The organism is Rhizobium sp. AP16, assembly GCF_000281735.1.
Lineage (GTDB): Bacteria > Pseudomonadota > Alphaproteobacteria > Rhizobiales > Rhizobiaceae > Rhizobium > Rhizobium rhizogenes.
Map to the genome: position 1 here is coordinate 107900 of NZ_AJVM01000075.1, position 18249 is coordinate 126148.

17 protein-coding genes and 1 tRNA gene are annotated in these 18249 nt (G+C 59.9%); 7 read left to right on the forward strand and 11 right to left on the reverse strand.

Features of this window, described 5'->3' with window-relative positions:
* Window positions 1–5: 5 nt before the first annotated feature.
* From PMI03_RS26335 to PMI03_RS26345, 3 genes are all read right to left on the reverse strand, one after another.
* Window positions 6–3329, reverse strand: coding sequence for a DUF2126 domain-containing protein (locus PMI03_RS26335; protein ID WP_007700988.1), 3324 nt, complete (start codon window positions 3327–3329; stop codon window positions 6–8).
* Window positions 3330–3612: 283 nt separating this feature from the next.
* On the reverse strand, window positions 3613–5040 hold the full coding sequence (locus PMI03_RS26340; RefSeq protein ID WP_007700994.1) for a mannose-1-phosphate guanylyltransferase/mannose-6-phosphate isomerase: 1428 nt from the start codon (window positions 5038–5040) through the stop codon (window positions 3613–3615).
* Window positions 5041–5302: 262 nt separating this feature from the next.
* Window positions 5303–6403, reverse strand: a complete 1101-nt coding sequence (locus PMI03_RS26345; RefSeq protein ID WP_007700997.1) for a DUF475 domain-containing protein — start codon at window positions 6401–6403, stop codon at window positions 5303–5305.
* Window positions 6404–6796: 393 nt separating this feature from the next.
* On the opposite strand from PMI03_RS26345, the gene PMI03_RS26350 reads away from it, so the two are divergent.
* Window positions 6797–7045, forward strand: a complete 249-nt coding sequence (locus PMI03_RS26350; RefSeq protein ID WP_007701000.1) for a hypothetical protein — start codon at window positions 6797–6799, stop codon at window positions 7043–7045.
* A gap of 69 nt (window positions 7046–7114) precedes the next feature.
* Here PMI03_RS26350 and PMI03_RS26355 read toward each other — a convergent pair whose 3' ends face one another.
* A complete protein-coding gene (locus tag PMI03_RS26355) occupies window positions 7115–7588 on the reverse strand; it encodes a hypothetical protein (protein ID WP_007701003.1) in 474 nt (157 codons plus the stop codon).
* 94 nt (window positions 7589–7682) lie between these two features.
* Entirely contained in the window at window positions 7683–7913 is a 231-nt protein-coding gene (locus tag PMI03_RS26360; protein ID WP_007701007.1) for a hypothetical protein, read from the reverse strand.
* A 216-nt stretch (window positions 7914–8129) separates the two neighbouring features.
* On the opposite strand from PMI03_RS26360, the gene PMI03_RS31225 reads away from it, so the two are divergent.
* Window positions 8130–8441: a hypothetical protein gene (locus tag PMI03_RS31225; protein WP_007701009.1), complete on the forward strand. Its 312-nt coding sequence runs from the start codon at window positions 8130–8132 to the stop codon at window positions 8439–8441.
* A 155-nt stretch (window positions 8442–8596) separates the two neighbouring features.
* Here the strand turns inward: PMI03_RS31225 and PMI03_RS26370 are convergent.
* Both PMI03_RS26370 and cpdR1 read right to left on the reverse strand, forming a co-directional pair.
* Window positions 8597–8671: transfer RNA gene (locus tag PMI03_RS26370), tRNA-Val, on the reverse strand.
* 84 nt (window positions 8672–8755) lie between these two features.
* Window positions 8756–9118: a response regulator CpdR1 gene (gene cpdR1 / locus PMI03_RS26375; protein WP_004117561.1), complete on the reverse strand. Its 363-nt coding sequence runs from the start codon at window positions 9116–9118 to the stop codon at window positions 8756–8758.
* A 287-nt stretch (window positions 9119–9405) separates the two neighbouring features.
* Here cpdR1 and PMI03_RS26380 point away from each other — a divergent pair, with 287 nt between their 5' ends.
* A complete protein-coding gene (locus PMI03_RS26380) occupies window positions 9406–10290 on the forward strand; it encodes an N-formylglutamate amidohydrolase (protein WP_039974751.1) in 885 nt (294 codons plus the stop codon).
* 423 nt (window positions 10291–10713) lie between these two features.
* Complete coding sequence (hisN, locus tag PMI03_RS26385; protein ID WP_007701019.1) at window positions 10714–11487, forward strand: histidinol-phosphatase; 774 nt, start codon at window positions 10714–10716, stop codon at window positions 11485–11487.
* 58 nt (window positions 11488–11545) lie between these two features.
* Here hisN and PMI03_RS26390 read toward each other — a convergent pair whose 3' ends face one another.
* The 3 genes from PMI03_RS26390 to PMI03_RS26400 form a co-directional block, all read right to left on the reverse strand.
* Window positions 11546–12520: an alpha/beta fold hydrolase gene (locus PMI03_RS26390; protein WP_007701021.1), complete on the reverse strand. Its 975-nt coding sequence runs from the start codon at window positions 12518–12520 to the stop codon at window positions 11546–11548.
* A 190-nt stretch (window positions 12521–12710) separates the two neighbouring features.
* Window positions 12711–13778 (reverse strand): cyclic nucleotide-gated ion channel, encoded by a 1068-nt coding sequence (locus tag PMI03_RS26395; protein WP_007701024.1) that lies wholly within the window; start codon window positions 13776–13778, stop codon window positions 12711–12713.
* A gap of 297 nt (window positions 13779–14075) precedes the next feature.
* The gene (locus PMI03_RS26400) at window positions 14076–14555 is read right to left on the reverse strand and encodes an Lrp/AsnC family transcriptional regulator (protein WP_007701027.1); all 480 of its coding nucleotides are present in this window, start codon (window positions 14553–14555) and stop codon (window positions 14076–14078) included.
* 131 nt (window positions 14556–14686) lie between these two features.
* Here PMI03_RS26400 and PMI03_RS26405 point away from each other — a divergent pair, with 131 nt between their 5' ends.
* Both PMI03_RS26405 and PMI03_RS26410 read left to right on the forward strand, forming a co-directional pair.
* A complete protein-coding gene (locus tag PMI03_RS26405) occupies window positions 14687–15103 on the forward strand; it encodes a DUF2000 domain-containing protein (RefSeq protein WP_007701030.1) in 417 nt (138 codons plus the stop codon).
* Between the two features lie 357 nt (window positions 15104–15460).
* Window positions 15461–15925 carry an Hsp20 family protein gene (locus PMI03_RS26410; RefSeq protein WP_007701033.1) on the forward strand — a complete coding sequence of 155 codons (465 nt, stop codon included), beginning with the start codon at window positions 15461–15463 and terminating at the stop codon, window positions 15923–15925.
* Window positions 15926–16029: 104 nt separating this feature from the next.
* Here the strand turns inward: PMI03_RS26410 and PMI03_RS26415 are convergent, their stop codons facing one another.
* Window positions 16030–17049, reverse strand: a complete 1020-nt coding sequence (locus PMI03_RS26415) for a bile acid:sodium symporter family protein (protein WP_007701035.1) — start codon at window positions 17047–17049, stop codon at window positions 16030–16032.
* Between the two features lie 108 nt (window positions 17050–17157).
* Here PMI03_RS26415 and PMI03_RS26420 point away from each other — a divergent pair, with 108 nt between their 5' ends.
* Window positions 17158–18015, forward strand: coding sequence for a LysR family transcriptional regulator (locus PMI03_RS26420; RefSeq protein WP_007701039.1), 858 nt, complete (start codon window positions 17158–17160; stop codon window positions 18013–18015).
* Window positions 18016–18249 lie beyond the last annotated feature (234 nt).

Below are 18249 nucleotides of genomic sequence, written 5' to 3' on the forward strand. Positions count from 1 at the left end.
CTGTTTCAAACTCCTATCGGCCGCCTGAGATCGAGCGTCAGCGGAAATTCGCCCGACACCGTTTCCGTCCGCAGAGTATAATCGCCCGCCGTATGTCCCCAAGGCTCGAATCGCGCCAAGCGCCGCGCTTCTGCCTCGTTGCCATTGACGGGGAAGGTGTCATAGTTCCGGCCGCCCGGATGGGCAACATGGTAGATGCAGCCGCCGATCGAACGTTTGGACCATGTATCATAAATATCGAAGGTCAGTGGCGTATTGATCGGCAAGACAGGATGCAGGCCGGAAGCCGGGTGCCAGGCCTTGTAACGGACGCCGGCAACCGAAACGCCGGAGGCGCCCGTCGGCGTCAGCGGCATGGCGCGACCGTTGCAGGCAACAGTGTAGCGCGCCGGATTGTTGGTTTCGAGCCGAACCTGCAACCGCTCCAATGATGAGTCAACATAACGGACGGTGCCGCCGACTGCGCCTTCTTCACCCATGACATGCCACGGCTCGAGCGCCTGGCGCAGTTCCAGCTTGCTGCCCTCGTATTCGACTTCGCCGCAGAAGGGGAAGCGGAATTCGAGCTGGGCCTGGAACCATTCGGGGCGAAGGTCGAAGCCGTTTTGCCGGAGATCCGCGAGCACATCGAGAAAATCCTGCCAGATATAGTGCGGCAGCATGAAACGGTCGTGCAGCGCCGTGCCCCAGCGGACGAAATTGCCGTCGATCGGGTTGCGCCAGAAGCGGGCGATGAGGGCGCGGACCAGCAATTGCTGGGCAAGGCTCATGCGGGCATTCGGCGGCATTTCGAAGCCTCGGAATTCCACCAGGCCGAGGCGGCCCGTCGGTCCATCCGGCGAAAACAGCTTGTCGATGCAGATTTCCGAGCGATGGGTGTTGCCGCTGACGTCGGTCAGGAGATTGCGGAACAGGCGGTCGACGAGCCATGGCAGGGGCGGGATGCCCTGGCCGGGGGCCGGCACCTGGGCCATCGCGATTTCCAGCTCGTAGAGGCTGTCGTGACGCGCCTCGTCGAAGCGCGGGGCCTGGCTGGTCGGGCCAATGAACAGACCGGAGAAAAGGTAGGAGAGTGCCGGATGCCGCTGCCAATGCAGCACCAGGCTCTTCAGCAGGTCCGGGCGGCGCAGGAAGGGGCTGTCGCCCGGATTGGCGCCGCCGACGACGACATGGTTACCGCCGCCGGTGCCGGTGTGGCGGCCGTCGATCAGGAACTTGTCGGTGCCGAGGCGCGTCAGCCGAGCCTCTTCATAGACCGCCGTGGTGATGTCAACGCAGTCCTGCCAGTTTGATGCCGGGTGAATATTGACTTCGATCACGCCGGGATCGGGGGCGACGCGGATCACGTTGATGCGTTCGTCCTGAGGCGGCGAATAGCCTTCGATATGCACCGGCAGCCCGAGTTCCGACGCCGCATTTTCGGCAGCAGCCAGCAGTTCGAGATACTGCTCGATGCTTTCGGTCGGCGGCATGAAGACGCAGAGCCGGCCGTCGCGCGGCTCGACCGAGATGGCGGTGCGGACCGCGCCTCGGATATCGCCAAGTTTCTGTTCGACGCGCGATTGCCCGCTTTCATCGGCCTGGAACGAAGCCTCCGGCATTGCCCGGCCGGCGGGCACGATGACATCCGGCAAGGGCGTGCGCGGGATGGAGGGGTCGACGGTGTGGATATAGGGGTAACGGGACGGCGGCACGTAAGGCAGGGTGCCGAGCGGCAGGCGGTAGCCGATCGGCGAATCACCCGGCATCAGATAGATCTTGCCGCGGCGCGTGCTCCACTTTTCGCTCACCCAGCGCGTGCCTGCGGCGCGCGCATTCCAGGCCTGTACGGGGAGGACATAGCCGGTCGCCGTTGTCAGGCCGCGCTCGAAGACGCGGGCGATGCGGCTGCGCTCCTCGGGGTCTTTGAGTTTCGAATTGGAGGGATCGACGTTTTCCGGCAGGCTGCCTTCCTTGATGATCCATTCGGCCGGGTCCTCATAGGCCGGCAGCACCATGTCGGGCTCGATCGCCAGTTCCTTGGCAATTGCGCTCAGAAGCTTTCCGGCATCCTCCACGCTGGCGCCGGTTTTGGCGGTTTCTTGCGCGATCAGGGCGGGGTTCTGCCAGACGGGCTTGCCGTCCTTGCGCCAGTAGAGCGAGAAGGTCCAGCGCGGCAGGCTTTCGCCCGGATACCATTTCCCTTGGCCATAGTGCAGGAAGCCGCCGGGCGCGAAGCGATCGCGCAGGCGGCGGATCAGCTGATCTGCCCGGTCGCGCTTGGTCGGGCCAACGGCGGTGGTGTTCCATTCTTCAGCTTCGAAGTCGTCGATCGAGATGAAGGTCGGCTCGCCGCCCATGGTCAGGCGTACGTCGTCGCTTTGCAGGACGCGGTCGACCTCTTCGCCGAGCGCATTCAGGGCATCCCAGCTTTCGTCGGAGAAAGGCTTGGTGATGCGCGGATGCTCGGCAACGCGGGTGACCTTCATCGCGAAGTCGAATTCAGTGTTGGCTTCGCCGAAATAGCCGCCGGAGATCGGGGCGGCGTTGCGGTAATGCGGGGTTGCTGCGAGCGGAATATGGCTCTCGCCGGTCAGCAAGCCGGACGTCGGGTCCAGGCCGACCCAGCCGGCGCCGGGAAGATAGACCTCCACCCAGGCGTGCAGATCGGTGAAGTCGACTTCCGTGCCCGAGGGGCCGTCGAGCGCCTTCAGGTCCGGGGTGAGCTGAATGAGGTAGCCGGAGACGAAGCGGGTGGCGAGACCCAGATGACGAAGGACCTGGACGAGCAGCCAGCTCGTGTCGCGACAGGAGCCTTTGACCGTCTCCAGTGTTTCCTCCGGCGTTTGTACGCCGGTTTCCAGGCGGATAACATAGCCGATCTCCTGCTGCAGCCGCGCATTGATGCCGACGATCATGTCGACGGTGGGCTGCTGCTCGGAGCGGTCGAGCGTGGCGAGGAAGGCTTCGAGGCGCGGTCCCGGCACCTCCGGCTTCATGTAGATCGACAGATCCTCGCGAAGCGTCTCGGGATAGTCGAAGGGCCATTTGGTGGCCTCTTCCTCGACGAAGAAATCGAAGGGATTGTAGACCGTCATGTCGGCAACGAGATCGACCTCGATCTTCAACTCGGTCACCGGATCGGGGAAAACGAAGCGGGCGAGATAATTGCCGTAGGGATCCTGCTGCAGATTGACGAAGTGATTGGAGGGCGTGACCTTCAGCGAGTGGCTGAGAACGCGTGTTTTGGAATGCGAGGCTGGTTTCAGGCGGATGACTTGGGGGCCAAGGCGGATCGGATTGTCGTATTTGTAATGGGTGAGATGATAGATGCTCGCTTTGATCGCCATATTGTCTCTTTGCCTAGCCCCGCATCGTTGTGCGGCAGTTGCCGTTCCCGGTGGCAGTGTGTGCAATGCAGCGAGAGAATGCAAGGCGTCTTGGCGGTCAATCGGGGCTGTCCCGTATAATGCGAAAGCAAAAGCGGCGAGCTTTCGCCCGCCGCATTGAAATCATTGCTGTCTAAGACATTACTGCGCCGCGCGTCCAACCGGACGCGCTAGGGTCGCAGTAACACTTTGAACTGGCGCATAATCCTTTCCTTAAATCGATTCCGATTTAAGGGGTTATGCGCTAGCTTCTGCCGAATTCATCGACCAGACGGATGATGTCGTCTTCGCCGAGATAGGAGCCCGTCTGCACCTCGATCAGCTCCAGCAGGATCTTGCCGGGGTTGGACAGGCGGTGGACTTCCCCGAGCGGAATATAGATCGACTCGTTCTCGCGCAGCATCTGCACATTTTCGCCGACCGTCACTTCCGCCGTGCCCTTGACGACGATCCAGTGTTCAGAGCGGTGGTGATGCTTTTGCAGCGACAGCTTCTTGCCGGGCAGGACGAAGATCCGTTTCACCTGGAAGCGTTCGCCGTTCAGCACCGAGGTATAGCCGCCCCAGGGACGATAGGATGTCGGATGCGTTTCGGTGAGCTTGGCCGTCGCCTTGTGACCCGCCAGCAGCTTGACCAGCTTGCCGACTTCCTGGCTGTCCTTGAGGTGGCCGACATAGACGGCGTCTTCGCTGGCGATGACCGCGACGTCCTCTAGTCCTTGTACGGCGAGATGGATGCCGTGGGTCATGACGAGCGAGTTCTTGGTGTTGATCAGCGTCGTGCTGCCGGCCGCGACATTGCCGTTGTCGTCCTGCTTGCCGACTTTCCAGACCGAATCCCAGCTTCCGAGATCCGACCAGGTAAAGGGCGAGGGGACCACGGCTGCGTTCGCCGTCTTTTCCATCAGCGCGTAGTCGATGGAGATATCGGGGCTCTTTGCGAAGGAGTCGGCATCCAGGCGGGTGAAGTCGAGGTCGCGCTTCGATTTGGAGACCGCCTTGCTGGCTGCCTTTTCGACCTCTGGCGCATATTCGCTGATTTCGGACAGAAGCTGGGCGGCAGAGAACATGAACATGCCGGAGTTCCAATAGAACCCGCCGCTGGCGATCATCTCCTTGGCCTTTTCGAGCACCGGCTTTTCGACGAAGCGCTTGACGACGTGGGCACCGGTCGGCAGCGCCTTGCCGCTTTCGATATAGCCATAGCCGGTTGCCGGCTCAGTCGGTGCAATGCCGAAGGTGACAAGCTTGCCCTGAAGCGCTGTGTCACGGGCGATCCGGACGCAATCGTAATAGGTCGCGTTGGCATCGATCTCGTAGTCGGAGCCGAGGACGTGCATGGTCGCGTCCTTGCCGAAGAGTTCGGTGACGAGCGCAGCGGCGGCGGCGACGGCGGCGGCGGTGTTGCGGGCAACCGGCTCCAGCAGCACGGCGGCCAGTGTCAGGCTGAGTTCACGCGCCTGCTCGGCGACGAGGAAGCGGAATTCTTCGTTGGTGAGCACGATCGGCGCTTCATAAAGCTCGGGATCGGAAACGCGCTCCAGCGTGTTCTGAAAGAGCGTCCTGTCGCCGATGAACTGAATGAATTGCTTTGGCGCCGAGGCGCGAGACAGCGGCCATAACCGTGTTCCCTTGCCTCCGGCCATGATCACCGGGACGATTTTCGCTGCCATTCTTTCTCTCTCCTAGACACTTGTTCAAGCGTTACGCGAAGGTTTGCAACCTATAGGATTATCGACACAGTTCCTTCGACAACTCTTATCGCCATTGCGATCTGCCGTCGACTGGGAACTTTATCGACTTTAGTGTGGAAATTCTAATAGACTCTCATCGGAGAGCTTACGTTTCGACGAAAAGGAGGCAGCCGTATGGCGGATTGCTTGCCGCGAGAGGCGACCGTCGCCGCTCCAAGCGGCAACGGTCATATATTCTTCTCTACGCCTCGGCCCGGTCGCCCGGTTCTTCATGGGCAGGCCCATGCTGGACGCCGTTGCGCTTATTGTAGCGGATAGACGACCACAGTGAGATGCCGATCAGGGCGGCGCCGCCAAGGCCGGTGATGACCTCCGGAATATGCATGAGCGTCTGGACGTACATGATCACCGAGAGGATCAGGATCGCGTAGAAGGCGCCGTGCTCCAGATAGCGATAGTGGGCAAGCGTCCCCTTTTCCACCAGCATGATCGTCATGGAGCGCACATACATGGCGCCGATGCCGAGGCCGATGGCGATGATGAAGAGGTTCTGGGTCAGCGCGAAGGCGCCGATGACGCCATCGAAGGAGAAGCTGGCGTCGAGAACCTCGAGATAAAGGAAGGCGCCGAAGCCACCCTTGGCGGCAGCACTCATCGTCTTCTGCGAAGCGTCGAGAAAGCCGGCCAGGACTTCCACCAGCAGGAAGGTCAGGAGGCCGTAGATGGAGGCATGCAGGAACGTCGTTGAATCCTCGCCGTCGAGCAGGGAGGAGAAAACCAGAATGAGGATCAGTACGAAGGCGATCTCGATGCCCTTGATGGTGGCGAAACGCGCCATCGCCTTTTCCACGAAGGCAATCCAGTGCACATCTTTCTCGTGATTGAAGAAATAGGTGAGGCCGACCATCATCAGGAAGGTGCCGCCGAAAGCGGCGATAGGCAGATGGGCGTCATGCATGATCCGCGCATACTGCTCCGGCTCGGCGGCCGCGAGTTTCAGCGCTTCCCAGGGATTGATCCAAGCCGCGATGGCGACGATCGCCAGCGGGAAGATGATACGCATGCCGAAGACGGCGATGACGATGCCCCAGGTCAGGAAGCGATGCTGCCAGAGCGGCGTCATCTCTTTCAGTTTGTTGGCATTGACGATGGCGTTGTCGAAGGAGAGCGATATCTCCAGCACGGCAAGCACCGCGCAGATGAAGAAGGCTGTCGCGAGGCCGCCGAACGTGCCGGTCGCATTCCAGCCCAGCAGCGCGCCGAGGGCGAGGCCGGCGGCTGTAACAGCGAAAGCCCAGCCGAAATAGCCGAGCACGGATCTGGGGGAGGTGGGCTGCGTCATGGGCGCACCTCGCAGCAAACCAAGGGGAGATATTGGGATCGAAGGCGCAGCCGCGTGCCAAATACGGCATGCGGGTAAGGCATGGTCACACTATTCATGAAAAGAAATCCGCCGGCTCATCTGCAGGCGGTACCGACATCGCGAGAGCGCCGTAAAAACTCTCGCCAGAGGGGCCCGGCACCATATTCAGTCCGCAGCCGATGTCAGAAGGCGCGGAACATTGCCGATAATTAATGATGTTCCGGCGCAGGTCAAGGGCGAGCGTGAGGCATGATGCTATTGTCTCTTATAATCCAGAAATTTCGGAACCAAACGGAGAAGGGGACGTTGGCTCTCAGGTGGGCACGGCTATGTCCATTGCCGAACAGAAAACAGCGGACAAGGAGAACCTCCATGAGCCCCCATCCCATTCATCCCAAGGCGAAGGAACAAAGGCCGGAGCTGACGGCACGGCAGAAACGTGCGCGTCCGAACTCCCTGCGCCAGGCGCAGGTGCTGCCACCACATAATGTCGATCTGACGTTGCAGCCAACGACGCATGACGATGTCCACGTACCGGCCCATGTCAGCGGCGCGGATCTATCGCGCGAGGCGCCGGGCGACGCCAATCATGCGGGCAAGAAAAAAGGCGGCTCCCAGTAAAATCCGGAAAGGGCGCTTTCAGGCGCCCTTCCTCGACGGGGATGCGTTCGGCCGGTCTGAAGCTATCGGTTATTTTTTGGTGCGCGGCGGCTTGCCGTTCGACAGAAAGCTGCCGGTAAAGCTCAGTTCGGTCGATTTCGCCGAGCACTGGAACGCGACGGGCTTGCCGGAATAGGGGTTGGAGAAGGTGCAGACGCCTTTTGCCTCAACCTGGCCAGCCATCTTGTTGCCGGCGCCGGTGGAGATGACGTCGATCGGCAATTGTATCGTTCCCTTGGTCGCGCCAGGCTTTATCCCACGTCCGTCGCCCTGGAAGCCAAGCATCTTGCCGCCTGCCGAAAAGATAAAGGTTACGGAGCCGTCCGGTCCAGTCACGCTGGCGATCTGCGGCGTGCAGCCTTTGGATGCGTCGAGCTTGCCGACGACCAGCTTGGAGCACTTGCCGTCGATGACGGCCACGCCGGGGCCAGGAAAATTCTGCGCGCCGGCACTCGTGGCAACGGTCATGACTGTCAAAGCAATGGCAAGGCCTGCGAATCGCATGTTACGGGCTCCTTTAAAGCCCGGACACGTTTGCCGATCGAAATGTGGCAGTCAACCCGCAGAGCCCAGATACGACCGCGGGCAGGGCGCCGGACTACTCCGGCACAAGCGTTCCGATCAGTTGCAGAAGCGCATTCTGCCGATTGCCGCCGCCGGCCAGAAAGTCATAGAGGGTCATCTGCTTCTCGGTGCCGCCATCGACGACATAATCGGATTGGCGGATGACGAAGACCTCGCCGCTGTCGGTGTCACGGGCGAGATGGAACAGATACTCATCACCGTTGGGCTTGTGATTTTTATAGAACTGCTTCTTTACAATCGCCATCTCGTCCTCCCGTACGATCAATGCCTTAGCATAACAGTAGTGTGACAGCGCGAGCGGAAGTCAAGCGCTCATGGGTGGAAATTGTGCGGATCCTGTCCGCCGGCAATGGGTTCTGATGCAGAACATCAGCATGTGATTGGATATTGAAGGAAAGAGCTTTATTCTCAGCCTGCGCGATCGAGCATTCGAGGCGCCATGAGCGAGAGGTCAAAGCAGATGAGAATGATGTTGGCATTGGGAGCTCTATTGAGCTTGGCTTGCGTCTCCGCAGGCGAAGCGCCCTCGAACTATCAATCATACCACGGCGGCATTCGCGCCGACAGCGATCCCGTGCTTCTGGAGCGATATGACAGGGCGCTGAACCGTTGCGAACCGGAGGCCTATTCCTGGCGTCGGGGATCGCCCGATCCAAACAGCACCCTGTATATTCTGGCATTGAGAAATTGTTTGTATAGACACGGTTTCGTGGATCGCGGCTTCTATGCCTATCCCACGTCGGCAGTGTTCCAGCACTTCCTGGATCTCTGATCCGCCGACCGTTTCCTGTTGCATTCGGAAGTGCCTTTTCCACACTTTGGAAAGGGTGCTTTTCGCCTGGAGGAAGCATTGGTCCGGCATGCAGGACCAATATGAAAAAAGGGCTCTCGGTTTCCCGAAAGCCCTTGCTTTTCAGCGAATTAGGATGGTGGGCGTGACAGGGATTGAACCTGTGACCCCTACGATGTCAACGTAGTGCTCTCCCGCTGAGCTACACGCCCATCCGATGGCGGCGCATAGATCATAAAACCTTGGGAGCCGTCAATAGGCTTTTTTCAATTTTATGACGCTGTGCGCCGCAAGCCTTATGCGGCAAGGAGTTTGTTCACTTCGTCGACGAGTTCGCGCAGGTGGAACGGCTTGGAAAGCACCTTCGCATCCTTCGGCGCCTTCGAATCAGGGTTCAGCGCGACGGCGGCAAAACCGGTGATGAACATCACTTTCAGGTCTGGATCGAGCTCGGTGGCGCGGCGCGCCAGCTCGATGCCATCCATTTCCGGCATGACGATATCGGTCAGGAGCAGCGAAAAGGGCTCTTCGCGCAGCCGGTCATAGGCGCTTGCTCCGTTGTCAAAGGACAAGACCTTGTAGCCGGCCTTTTCCAGTGCCTTCACAAGGAAGCGACGCATGTCGTTGTCATCTTCGGCAAGAAGTATCTTCTGGGTCATCATCTGTTTCGCTAATCAACTGTTGTCTTGTTGGACTTGTCCAGCGTGTAAGGTAGCCGGTGGCCGTAAACAAGCCGTGAATGGTCGGACGGGATATAATCATCCGCGTTCGCTACCGCGCGGTTGCAACCGGAGTCCGTCTCGCGCGGACATGAAATCGGGGCCCCAGGGTCCGACGCTTTTATGGCGTTGGATTAAGGCCATTTCACTAAAGTTAGTATGGACTTGCGGGCATGCAACTGGCAACATGTATATTGCGACAGGTTGTAGACACGGTAAAAATGTTGATGTCCGCAGAGATGCGTAATTTCGAGATTTTCGAGGTATTGGAGCCCGTCTCCCAGACAATTCCCTTTGTCTATAGTTCGCCCCATAGCGGTCGCATCTACCCGCCCGATTTCATCGCTCAGTCTCGCCTGCAGGGCATCGCCATCCGCCGCTCGGAAGATCATTATGTCGACGAGTTGTTTTCGGCGGCGAGCGATCTTGGCGCGCCGCTGCTGCTCGCCAATTTTCCGCGTGCCTATATCGACGTCAATCGCGAGCCCTATGAACTCGATCCGCGCATGTTCGATGGCGCGTTGCCGCCTTATGCCAATGTCAATTCGCTGCGGGTCGCCGGTGGTCTTGGCACGATCCCGCGAATCGTCGCCGAAAATATGGAAATCTATGCCCGGCGCGTGCCCGTCGAGGAGGCGCTCAGGCGTATCGACACGATCTACAAGCCCTATCACGCGACGCTGCGTCGGCTGATCGCCCGCACTCATGTCCAGTTCGGCTTCGGCGTGCTGGTCGATTGCCATTCGATGCCGGGCAATATCCGCATCGCCGGCAGCAACATGCGGCCCGATTTCATTCTTGGCGACCGTTATGGCACCAGCGCCTCCGCGGAGCTGTCGCGTGCCGCCATGCAGATCCTCGAGGAGATGGGCTTCAACGCGGTGCGCAACAAGCCCTATGCCGGCGGTTTTATCACCGAGCACTACGGCCGCCCCTCCCGCGGGCTGCATGCCCTCCAGATTGAGGTCAATCGCTCGCTCTATGTCGATGAGGCGACGCTGGAGAAGCGTGCCGATTTCGATCAGGTTGCTGCCGCCATCACCCTGTTCATGAAGCGCATCGCCGAACATGTGGAATCCTACGCAGGCGACCCGGCGCTGGCGGCGGAGTAGGGCGTAGCGAAATGTCGATGCCTCGGATGAGGGGCTATCTCGGATTTTCCAGAACTAACAGAATCTGTCGAATCGCCTGACTACGGCGATGTCCGAGTATATTTGCTGTTGCCGGGTGCCAGTATCTGGCCTCTTCCCGCAGGCGCAGCGACTCTCTTCGACAAAAAAAGAACCGCGCTTGTGGCGCGGCTAAGTCTAGGGAGGAAACACCCAAGGAGGGTATTTACAGTCAGAAGACTGTAGGGGGATGATGCTACCGCATTGCACAAATGTCAAGCAGAATATTGCAGTGCAAAATATTTAGGCAATTTAGGAATTTCTGCTTGATCTGCGAGCATTCCGCCTCTTGCATCGGCATTCGGTTTGCTTCCCGATCTTTATGCGTTATGACTTCGCCCGCCCCGTCATTTATCCGGATCGACCATGCTTCCTGATCGCGCGTTCTTCTATCGTCTGGCCGAAGCGGCCAAGGCCGAAACCCTGCCGCGCTTTCGCGCCGGCATCGATGTGGTCAACAAGGAAGCCCAAGGCTTCGATCCGGTGACCGAGGGTGATCGGGCCGCCGAGGCGGCAATCCGGACGCTGATCGAGGCGGAATTTCCCGATCACGGCATTCTGGGCGAGGAGCACGGCAATGTCGGGCTCGACCGCGAGCATGTCTGGGTGATCGACCCGATCGACGGTACGCGAGCCTTCATCTCGGGCGTGCCTGTTTGGGGAACGCTAATCGGCCTGCAGAAAAACGGCCGTGCCATCATGGGCATGATCGACCAGCCGTTTACCGGCGAGCGTTATTTCGCGGATGGCAGCGGCTCGACCTATTCCGGTCCGGATGGCGAAAGGCGCCTGCGGGTGCGCGATTGCGGCAGCCTGTCGAAGGCCATTCTCTTCACGACTTCACCGCATCTCTTTGTCGGCGAGGAGATGGTGAAGTATCGCGAGATCGAGAGCCAGGTACGGCTCTTCCGCTACGGCACGGATTGCTACGCCTATGCTCTGCTTGCCGCGGGCCATATCGACCTCGTCATCGAAAATTCGCTAAAACCCTATGATGTCGGCGGCATTATCCCCGTCATCGAGCAGGCAGGTGGCATCATCACCACCTGGGACGGCGGCCGGCCGGAAATGGGCGGCTCCATCATCGCCGCCGGCAGCCGCGCAGTCTATGATCAGGCGCGAGCCATCCTGTCGCGCTAACTCTTGTTTTTAGGCAATTCCGGACGGCAACCTGCAGTACACTTTTCCTGGGATTGCGCTAGCTTCCGACGTCCATTGCCTCGGCATTCGCTTCGGCATCGCTGCCGGGAATGAAAGCATTGATGGCCGCTAGCGCCGCGTTTCGGTAGATATCGCGCTCCTGCAGGATTTCATGCTTGGATCCGTAAATGGGCACGAGTTGCGCCGCGCGGAAGTAGCGCGCCAGCCGCTCCTGATCGGCATAGGGCACGATGCCATCGCGGGTCGGTGCGATCAGTACCGTCGGAATGCTGATCGAGAACAGATGTTCGGGTCTGGTGACATGGTCGATGGCACGAAAAGCTTCCGACAGCCAGCGCGCCGTCGGCGGCCCGAGCACGAGCTGCGGATAGGTAGCGGCGATTCCCGTGTTACGCTGGTAGCGCCGCTCGTCGCCGGTCAGCGGGTTTTCGGAGAACGGTCTTTCCAGATTTTTCTTGCTGAATTGAATCCGGCCAAGACCGATGGCGCTGGCTGCGCCTGAGATGGCGCGCACGAGACCGGGCGAAGCTCCCTGGCCCATGAGGCCGACGAAGGGTGCGAGCAGCACCATGCGCTCGATCCGGCTCGCCAGCCGGGGTGCCGCCGACAGCGCGATCAGTGCGCCGGTCGAATGCGCGAGCAGGAAGAAGGGCAGGCGCGTGTCCGGCAGTACGATCTCGTCGAGGAAGGCGGTGAGATCGCGTTCGTAATCGGAAAAACGGTGGACATGCCCGCGCCTCGGATCCCTCAGCAGCCGCTCGGATCCACCCTGGCTACGCAGATCGAAGGTTGCGACCCACAGCCCCTTGGCGGTGAGATCGCGGATTGTCTCCAGATATTTCTCGATGAACTCGTTGCGGCCCTGCAGCAGCACCACGGTTCCCTTGGCGACAGGCTGCTCGCTGCGGAAGACGGCATAGCGCAGCTTGCGCCCGTCGAAGCTTTCGAAGAACCCCTCGATGCGGTTGTCCGGCACCGGATTGTCTGGCGTGGAATAGAGGATCGAATCCATGACGATGTCGCGCCTCGCTAGCGGGGTGGTTCGTCTTAAGGGGATAGCGCAGGTGGGGGGAATTGCAACAGGTTTATTGTCGGTTCTGCAGTCGAATATCCGGTGCCGATATATTCTCCATCGGCCTCTCCGATGGCAACGCTGGTACCTAAGACGCCTTCAAAAGGGCCTTCTCAAAACATCGTCCTCATCAGGCCTTTGGTGTCGCGCCGCGGCGTTCGAGTGCGGTCTTGCGGATGATGTCGGCGATTTCCGGGCTGCTGCTGGACAGCATCTGGAAATCCGAGGAATAGAGCGACAGCAGCGAGACTTCAGTCGAAGCGCTGACGGTCGCTGAGCGGGGGTCGCCGCTGATCAGCGCCATCTCGCCGAAGAAGCTGCCGGAGCCGAGCTCTACAGGGTTCGGGGTGGCGACGGTGACGCGACCCTCGACGATGAAGAACATCTGATCGCCCGTCTCGCCCTTGCGGCAGATTATGGCGCCGGCCGGCACGACACGAGGTCTCAGCGCTCGCACAATCTCGATGAGCGCGCCCGAACCGAGCTTCTCAAACAGTGGTACTGCTGCAACCAGTTGCCAATTGCGCACGAAGTCCTGGCGGCGGACTTCTTCGTAGAAGCCTGTAGCGAGGATACCGGCCCACAGCGCAAAGATGCCGATTCCGCTCATCATGACCAAGCCGGCAGGGACGCGACCGGCGAAACTTTGCGGAATCTCGTCGCCATAGCCGGTGGTGGATAGCGTAACCACCGCCCACCACATCGCTAGGGGGATGCTGCCGAATTTGTCAGGCTGGACGTTGCGCTCGATGATATAGGCTGCCAGTGCCGCGCCGAACAGAACGATGCCGAAAATCGAGGTGACGCCGATCAGGTTGCGCGCCTCTTTGGTCAGCACCCTGCCCAGCAGCCGGAAGAAGGTCGAGCCGCGCAGCGGCTTCAAAAGCCAGATAGCACAATAGAGGCTTTGGTCGCGGCCGCGGACGAAAAGCAATGCGGCCACGGGGACCAAAACCGCAAGCACGTCGACGGTGGTTTCCAGCACCTTGCCGCGAGCCTCTCTCGTCCGCTGCATGAACAGCGTCTCGATCAATTGCAGAACATAGGCGGCCCAGACGCTGGCGAGCAGCACTTCCAAGATGAACCTGGTTGATCCGGCTATATCAGGCGTCGTCAGCGCAGCCACTGTCAACAGACCGACTGCGGCGAGCAGCGCGTTCAGCGATGCGGAAATCTTCGAGAAAGGGAGCGCCGACATTCAATACCCCGACTGGGCAGCCACTCTCCCAGAATAGGATGTCTTCGGTCCAAACGTAAAGGGCTTGTGGGACATGTACGGCGGCCAAGTGTTGACCAGCGAATTAAGCAATTTATGGCTGACTTTTCAATCAGATTTCAATCGTTTCTGACATTCCTTGGAATCGCGGAAGATTACGCCGGTTAAGGTGATCATGAGGTAGCGCAAGACTTTGGGGGAACTGCAATGATTTTTGCTTTTCTCGGCATGACGAGCGACCACCTCCGTGCGGTGCCCAGCATTCCACGCCCTGGGCCCTTATTGCTGTCCGACATCCAACGGAAAACCCTTGAAAGGCTTGATCTCCTTCAGAACGAATGTTGTCTGCATCTCCTTGATGCGCGGCAGGCGGCGCACTACCCGCATGGCGAAATCGGCGTAACTGTCGAGATCCGCGGCCACGACCTGCAGCAGGAAATCGGCGTCTCCGGCGATGCTGTAGCAGGCGACGACCTCGCTCAGTTTCAGGACGTCCTGCGAGAATTCCTCCGCTTCCGCCTCACTGTGGCTGTCGATCTTGACCCGGATGAAGGCGAGAACCCCAAGGCCGATCTGTCGCCGATCCAGAACCGCCGTATAGCTCTGAATGACGCCGCTCTCCTCCAATTGCCGAACCCGCCGCCAACAGGGCGAGGTCGAAAGCCCGACCTCGGCGGAGAGCGCCTGATTCGTCAGGCGGCCATCGTTCTGGAGGGCGCCGAGGATGCGTGTATCGACGGGTTCAAGCGGAAAGGGCATATTTCACCTTATTGGGAGTTAAATTGGGTAAGATCTACCATAACTGAAAATTTTCAAGCAATGAAAGGCAGGATAATTCCCATGGTGAGATATATTCTCCGCGGCAGTTTCATCATCTGCTGCAGGTTCTCATGCTCCCCGATATTCGTCTTGCCATCGTCATCAATCCGGAACTGCCAATTGGCCTGATCGCCAACACGGCGGGCGCGATCGCCATTGGTCTCGGTGCCAGGTTTCCTGGTCTTGCGGCTTGCCAGCTTGCCGATCGCGACGATCGCGCCATCGATATCAGCTCCAACCTGCCGGTTCCGATCCTGCAGGCCGACGCGGATACGATCCGGGCGCTGATGCTGAAGGCCCTGCCGCAACCGAACGAGCGGGCAATCGTCCCCTTTCCGGCCTTTGCACGCTCGCTGCATGATTACACGGACTATGAGGCGACGTTTCCGGGCCGGGATCTGTCCGAGGAAGTGATCGATGGATTGGGATTGGCTGGTCCTTCGAAATGGGTGAAATCGCTGACCGGTTCCCTGAAGCTTTTGCGGTAGGCCGCCAAAGCATAAAAAAGGCCGGCTTGCGGAGATAGAGAGATCCGCTGAGCCGGCCGAGTAAGGACTGAAGAAGAAGGGACGATATGCTTCAGTCATCGGATGTAATTGATGCATCCGACGGTTATATTGATAGTCCCGCCAGCCTGAACGGGCGCCGAACCGGGTGTTCATCTGCGGTTCACGCGGCTTTTCGCCGAAATCCGAGGCCAGCCATCGGGGCCTTGAACTCCTGAAATGCGATCACCATCTCCATTCTGCGGGTGCCAAACGGGCCTGCAAAACCGTCCCGAGGCCGCCCAGAGCGGGGTCGCGGGGCAAATCGTAAATCGCAATCGTCGCTCACAGGAGGACACCATGCGTCACGTAGACTTTACTCCCCTTTACCGTTCCACCGTCGGTTTCGACCGTCTCTTCACCATGCTCGACAGCCTTGCGCAGCCGGATCAGGGTCAGACCTATCCGCCCTACAATATCGAGCGCACCGGCGAGAACACCTATCGCATCACCATGGCCGTTGCCGGGTTTGACGAAAAGGAACTGAGCATCGAGGCTCATGCCCATGTTCTGCAGGTCAAGGGTGAAAAGAGCGAAGAGCCGGCGGAAGCCAGCGAATATCTCTATCGCGGCATCGCCAAGCGCGCCTTCGAGCGCCGTTTCCAGCTCGCCGATCACGTTGAGGTCCAGGCGGCTTCGCTGAAGAATGGTCTGCTGCACATCGATCTGTTGCGCAACATTCCGGAAGCCATGAAGCCCCGCCGCATCTCCATCGCCGCCGAGCCGGTCGATACCCCGAAGGCGATCGAAGCTCATATTAGCTAACCGTCGTCAGCCGACAGGCTGAGGACAGATCCTCCCAAGATCAAAAAATAAGGCGGCGCTCCGATGGGGCGCCGCCTTTGTCTTTGGTACTATCGGGAATGTGGCTAGGCTGCGTTCGTGGCTCCATTGGCCTCGGTTTCCGCCTTGGCCGTCTCCCGCCTCCTGGCCGCATCGGCATATTTCTGGGCGAGGAAGGCGCAGGTCATCAGCTGGATCTGATGGAACAGCATCAGCGGCAGGACGATGGCGCCGATACCCTGGCCGGCGAAGATGACGTTGGCCATCGGCACGCCGCTTGCCAGCGACTTCTTTGAGCCGCAGAAGGTGATGGTGATCTCGTCGGCCTTGGAAAAGCCGAGCGCGCGGCTGCCGAACATGGTGATGCAGAGCACCATTGCCAGCAGCACCATGTTGGCAACGATGACGGTGGCGATGTCGAGCACCGAGAAGGTGTGCCACAGTCCTTCGACGACGGCCTCGCTGAAGGCCGAATACACGACCATCAGGATCGAGCCGCGGTCGACCGGCATCAGGATCTTCTTCTTCGAGCGGATCCAGTCACCGATCCACGGCTGCAGCAGCTGTCCTGCGATGAAGGGGGCGAGCAGCTGCAGCATGATCTGCCATAGCACGTCCCAGGAAAAGCCGCCGCCCTGGCCGCCGACCGAAAATAGCACGCCGACGAGCAGCGGCGTCAGGAACATGCCGAAGATGTTCGAGGCAGACGCAGAGCAGATGGCAGCCGGAACGTTGCCGCCGGCGATCGAGGTGAAGGCGATGGACGACTGCACGGTCGAGGGCAGGACGCTCAGGAACAGCAAGCCGGTATAGAGCGACACCGGCAGAATGCTGTTCGGTACGACCTGGCCGATGCCGAGCACCAGCAATGGGAAGATGCCGAAGGTCGTCAGCAGGATGACCAGATGCAGCCGCCAATGCAGCATGCCGGCGATGACGACATCGCGTGACAGGCGCGCGCCGTGCAGGAAGAACAGCAGGCCGATCGCGAAGTTCGTGGCGATACTGAAATAGTGAGCGCTCGCTCCCTGAACAGGAAAGAAGGATGCCGTCAGGACCGTCAGGACGAGCAGCATGGTGAAGGTGTCTGGAAGAAAGCGGCGCATCGTGCCAACCCCAATCGCAATTACAAGCCGTAAGAATGTCCTTGCAGATAGACCTATTGCGATCCACGATGCAAGGAATAACAGTTATCGTAAATCAGGATGAAAGCGATGCTCGATCTCACGCAATTGCGCAGCTTCGTCGCCGTCGAGCAGATGGGCAGCTTCACGCTGGCTGCCGAGCGGCTTGGGCTGGGTCAGTCCACGGTGAGCCAGCACATCCAGCGGCTGGAAGCCACGCTTGGGCGCAGGCTGCTCGCGCGTGACACGCATCGGGTGGTGTTGACGGGCGACGGCGAGGCGCTACTCGGCCATGCTCGGCAGATGTTGTCGATCGAAGGCGAGGTGCAGCAGCTTTTTGCCGGCAACAGCCTGCGTGGCAGTCTGCGGCTCGGCGTTTCAGAGGATTTCGTCACCAGCCAGTTGCCGGATGTGCTGGAGGATTTCGTCCGCTCGCATCCCTCGGTCGATTTCGAACTGACAGTTGCGCTCAGCGGTACACTTTATGAGATGCAGGATAATGGCGATCTCGATCTCGTGCTCGCCAAGCGCCGTCTCGGCGATGTCAGGGGAAGGCTGGTCTATCGCGAGCCTCTGGTCTGGCTGGCGCGCGATCCCGCTCGTATCCGCGCGCTTGCTGGGCCGGTGCCGCTGATCGCCTTTCCAGCGCCGAGCGTTACGCGCGCCGTGGCGCTGGAAGCGCTGCGCCGCCAGCAGGTGCCTTGGCGCATCGTCTGCACCTGTGGCAGCCTCAGCGGATTGACGGCGGCGGCCCGCGCCGGCATGGGCGTCCTCGTCCAGCCGCGCAGCATGGCGCCGGCGGGATTGTCGGAAATTGCGCCGGGCTGGCTGCCGGCGCTGGAGGATGTCGAGTTCGTGCTGGTGCCGCGCAAGGGTGCCGATCAGCTGCTGGTCAGCGCCTTGTCGGAGGATATCCTGGCGAAAGTGAGGGGATTGCGGTCGATGTAAAGCCGTTTCGGATCATGTGAATAGGCGTAAAGGATCTGTTAAGTTTCCTTCGCCGGCTGTCATTTCCCTTTTCGCGTGTCTCGATTCAGAAGTGCACGCGGTTCAGGTTGGAGTCAGCTTTCGCTGCTATCGTGTTGTGCAGTGAATGAGCTGAATCGAGGATATCAGCCCCGATGATCTATGGTGCCATCTTCATTTCCGGACTTGTAGCCTGCGTAATGGCAATGACGATGA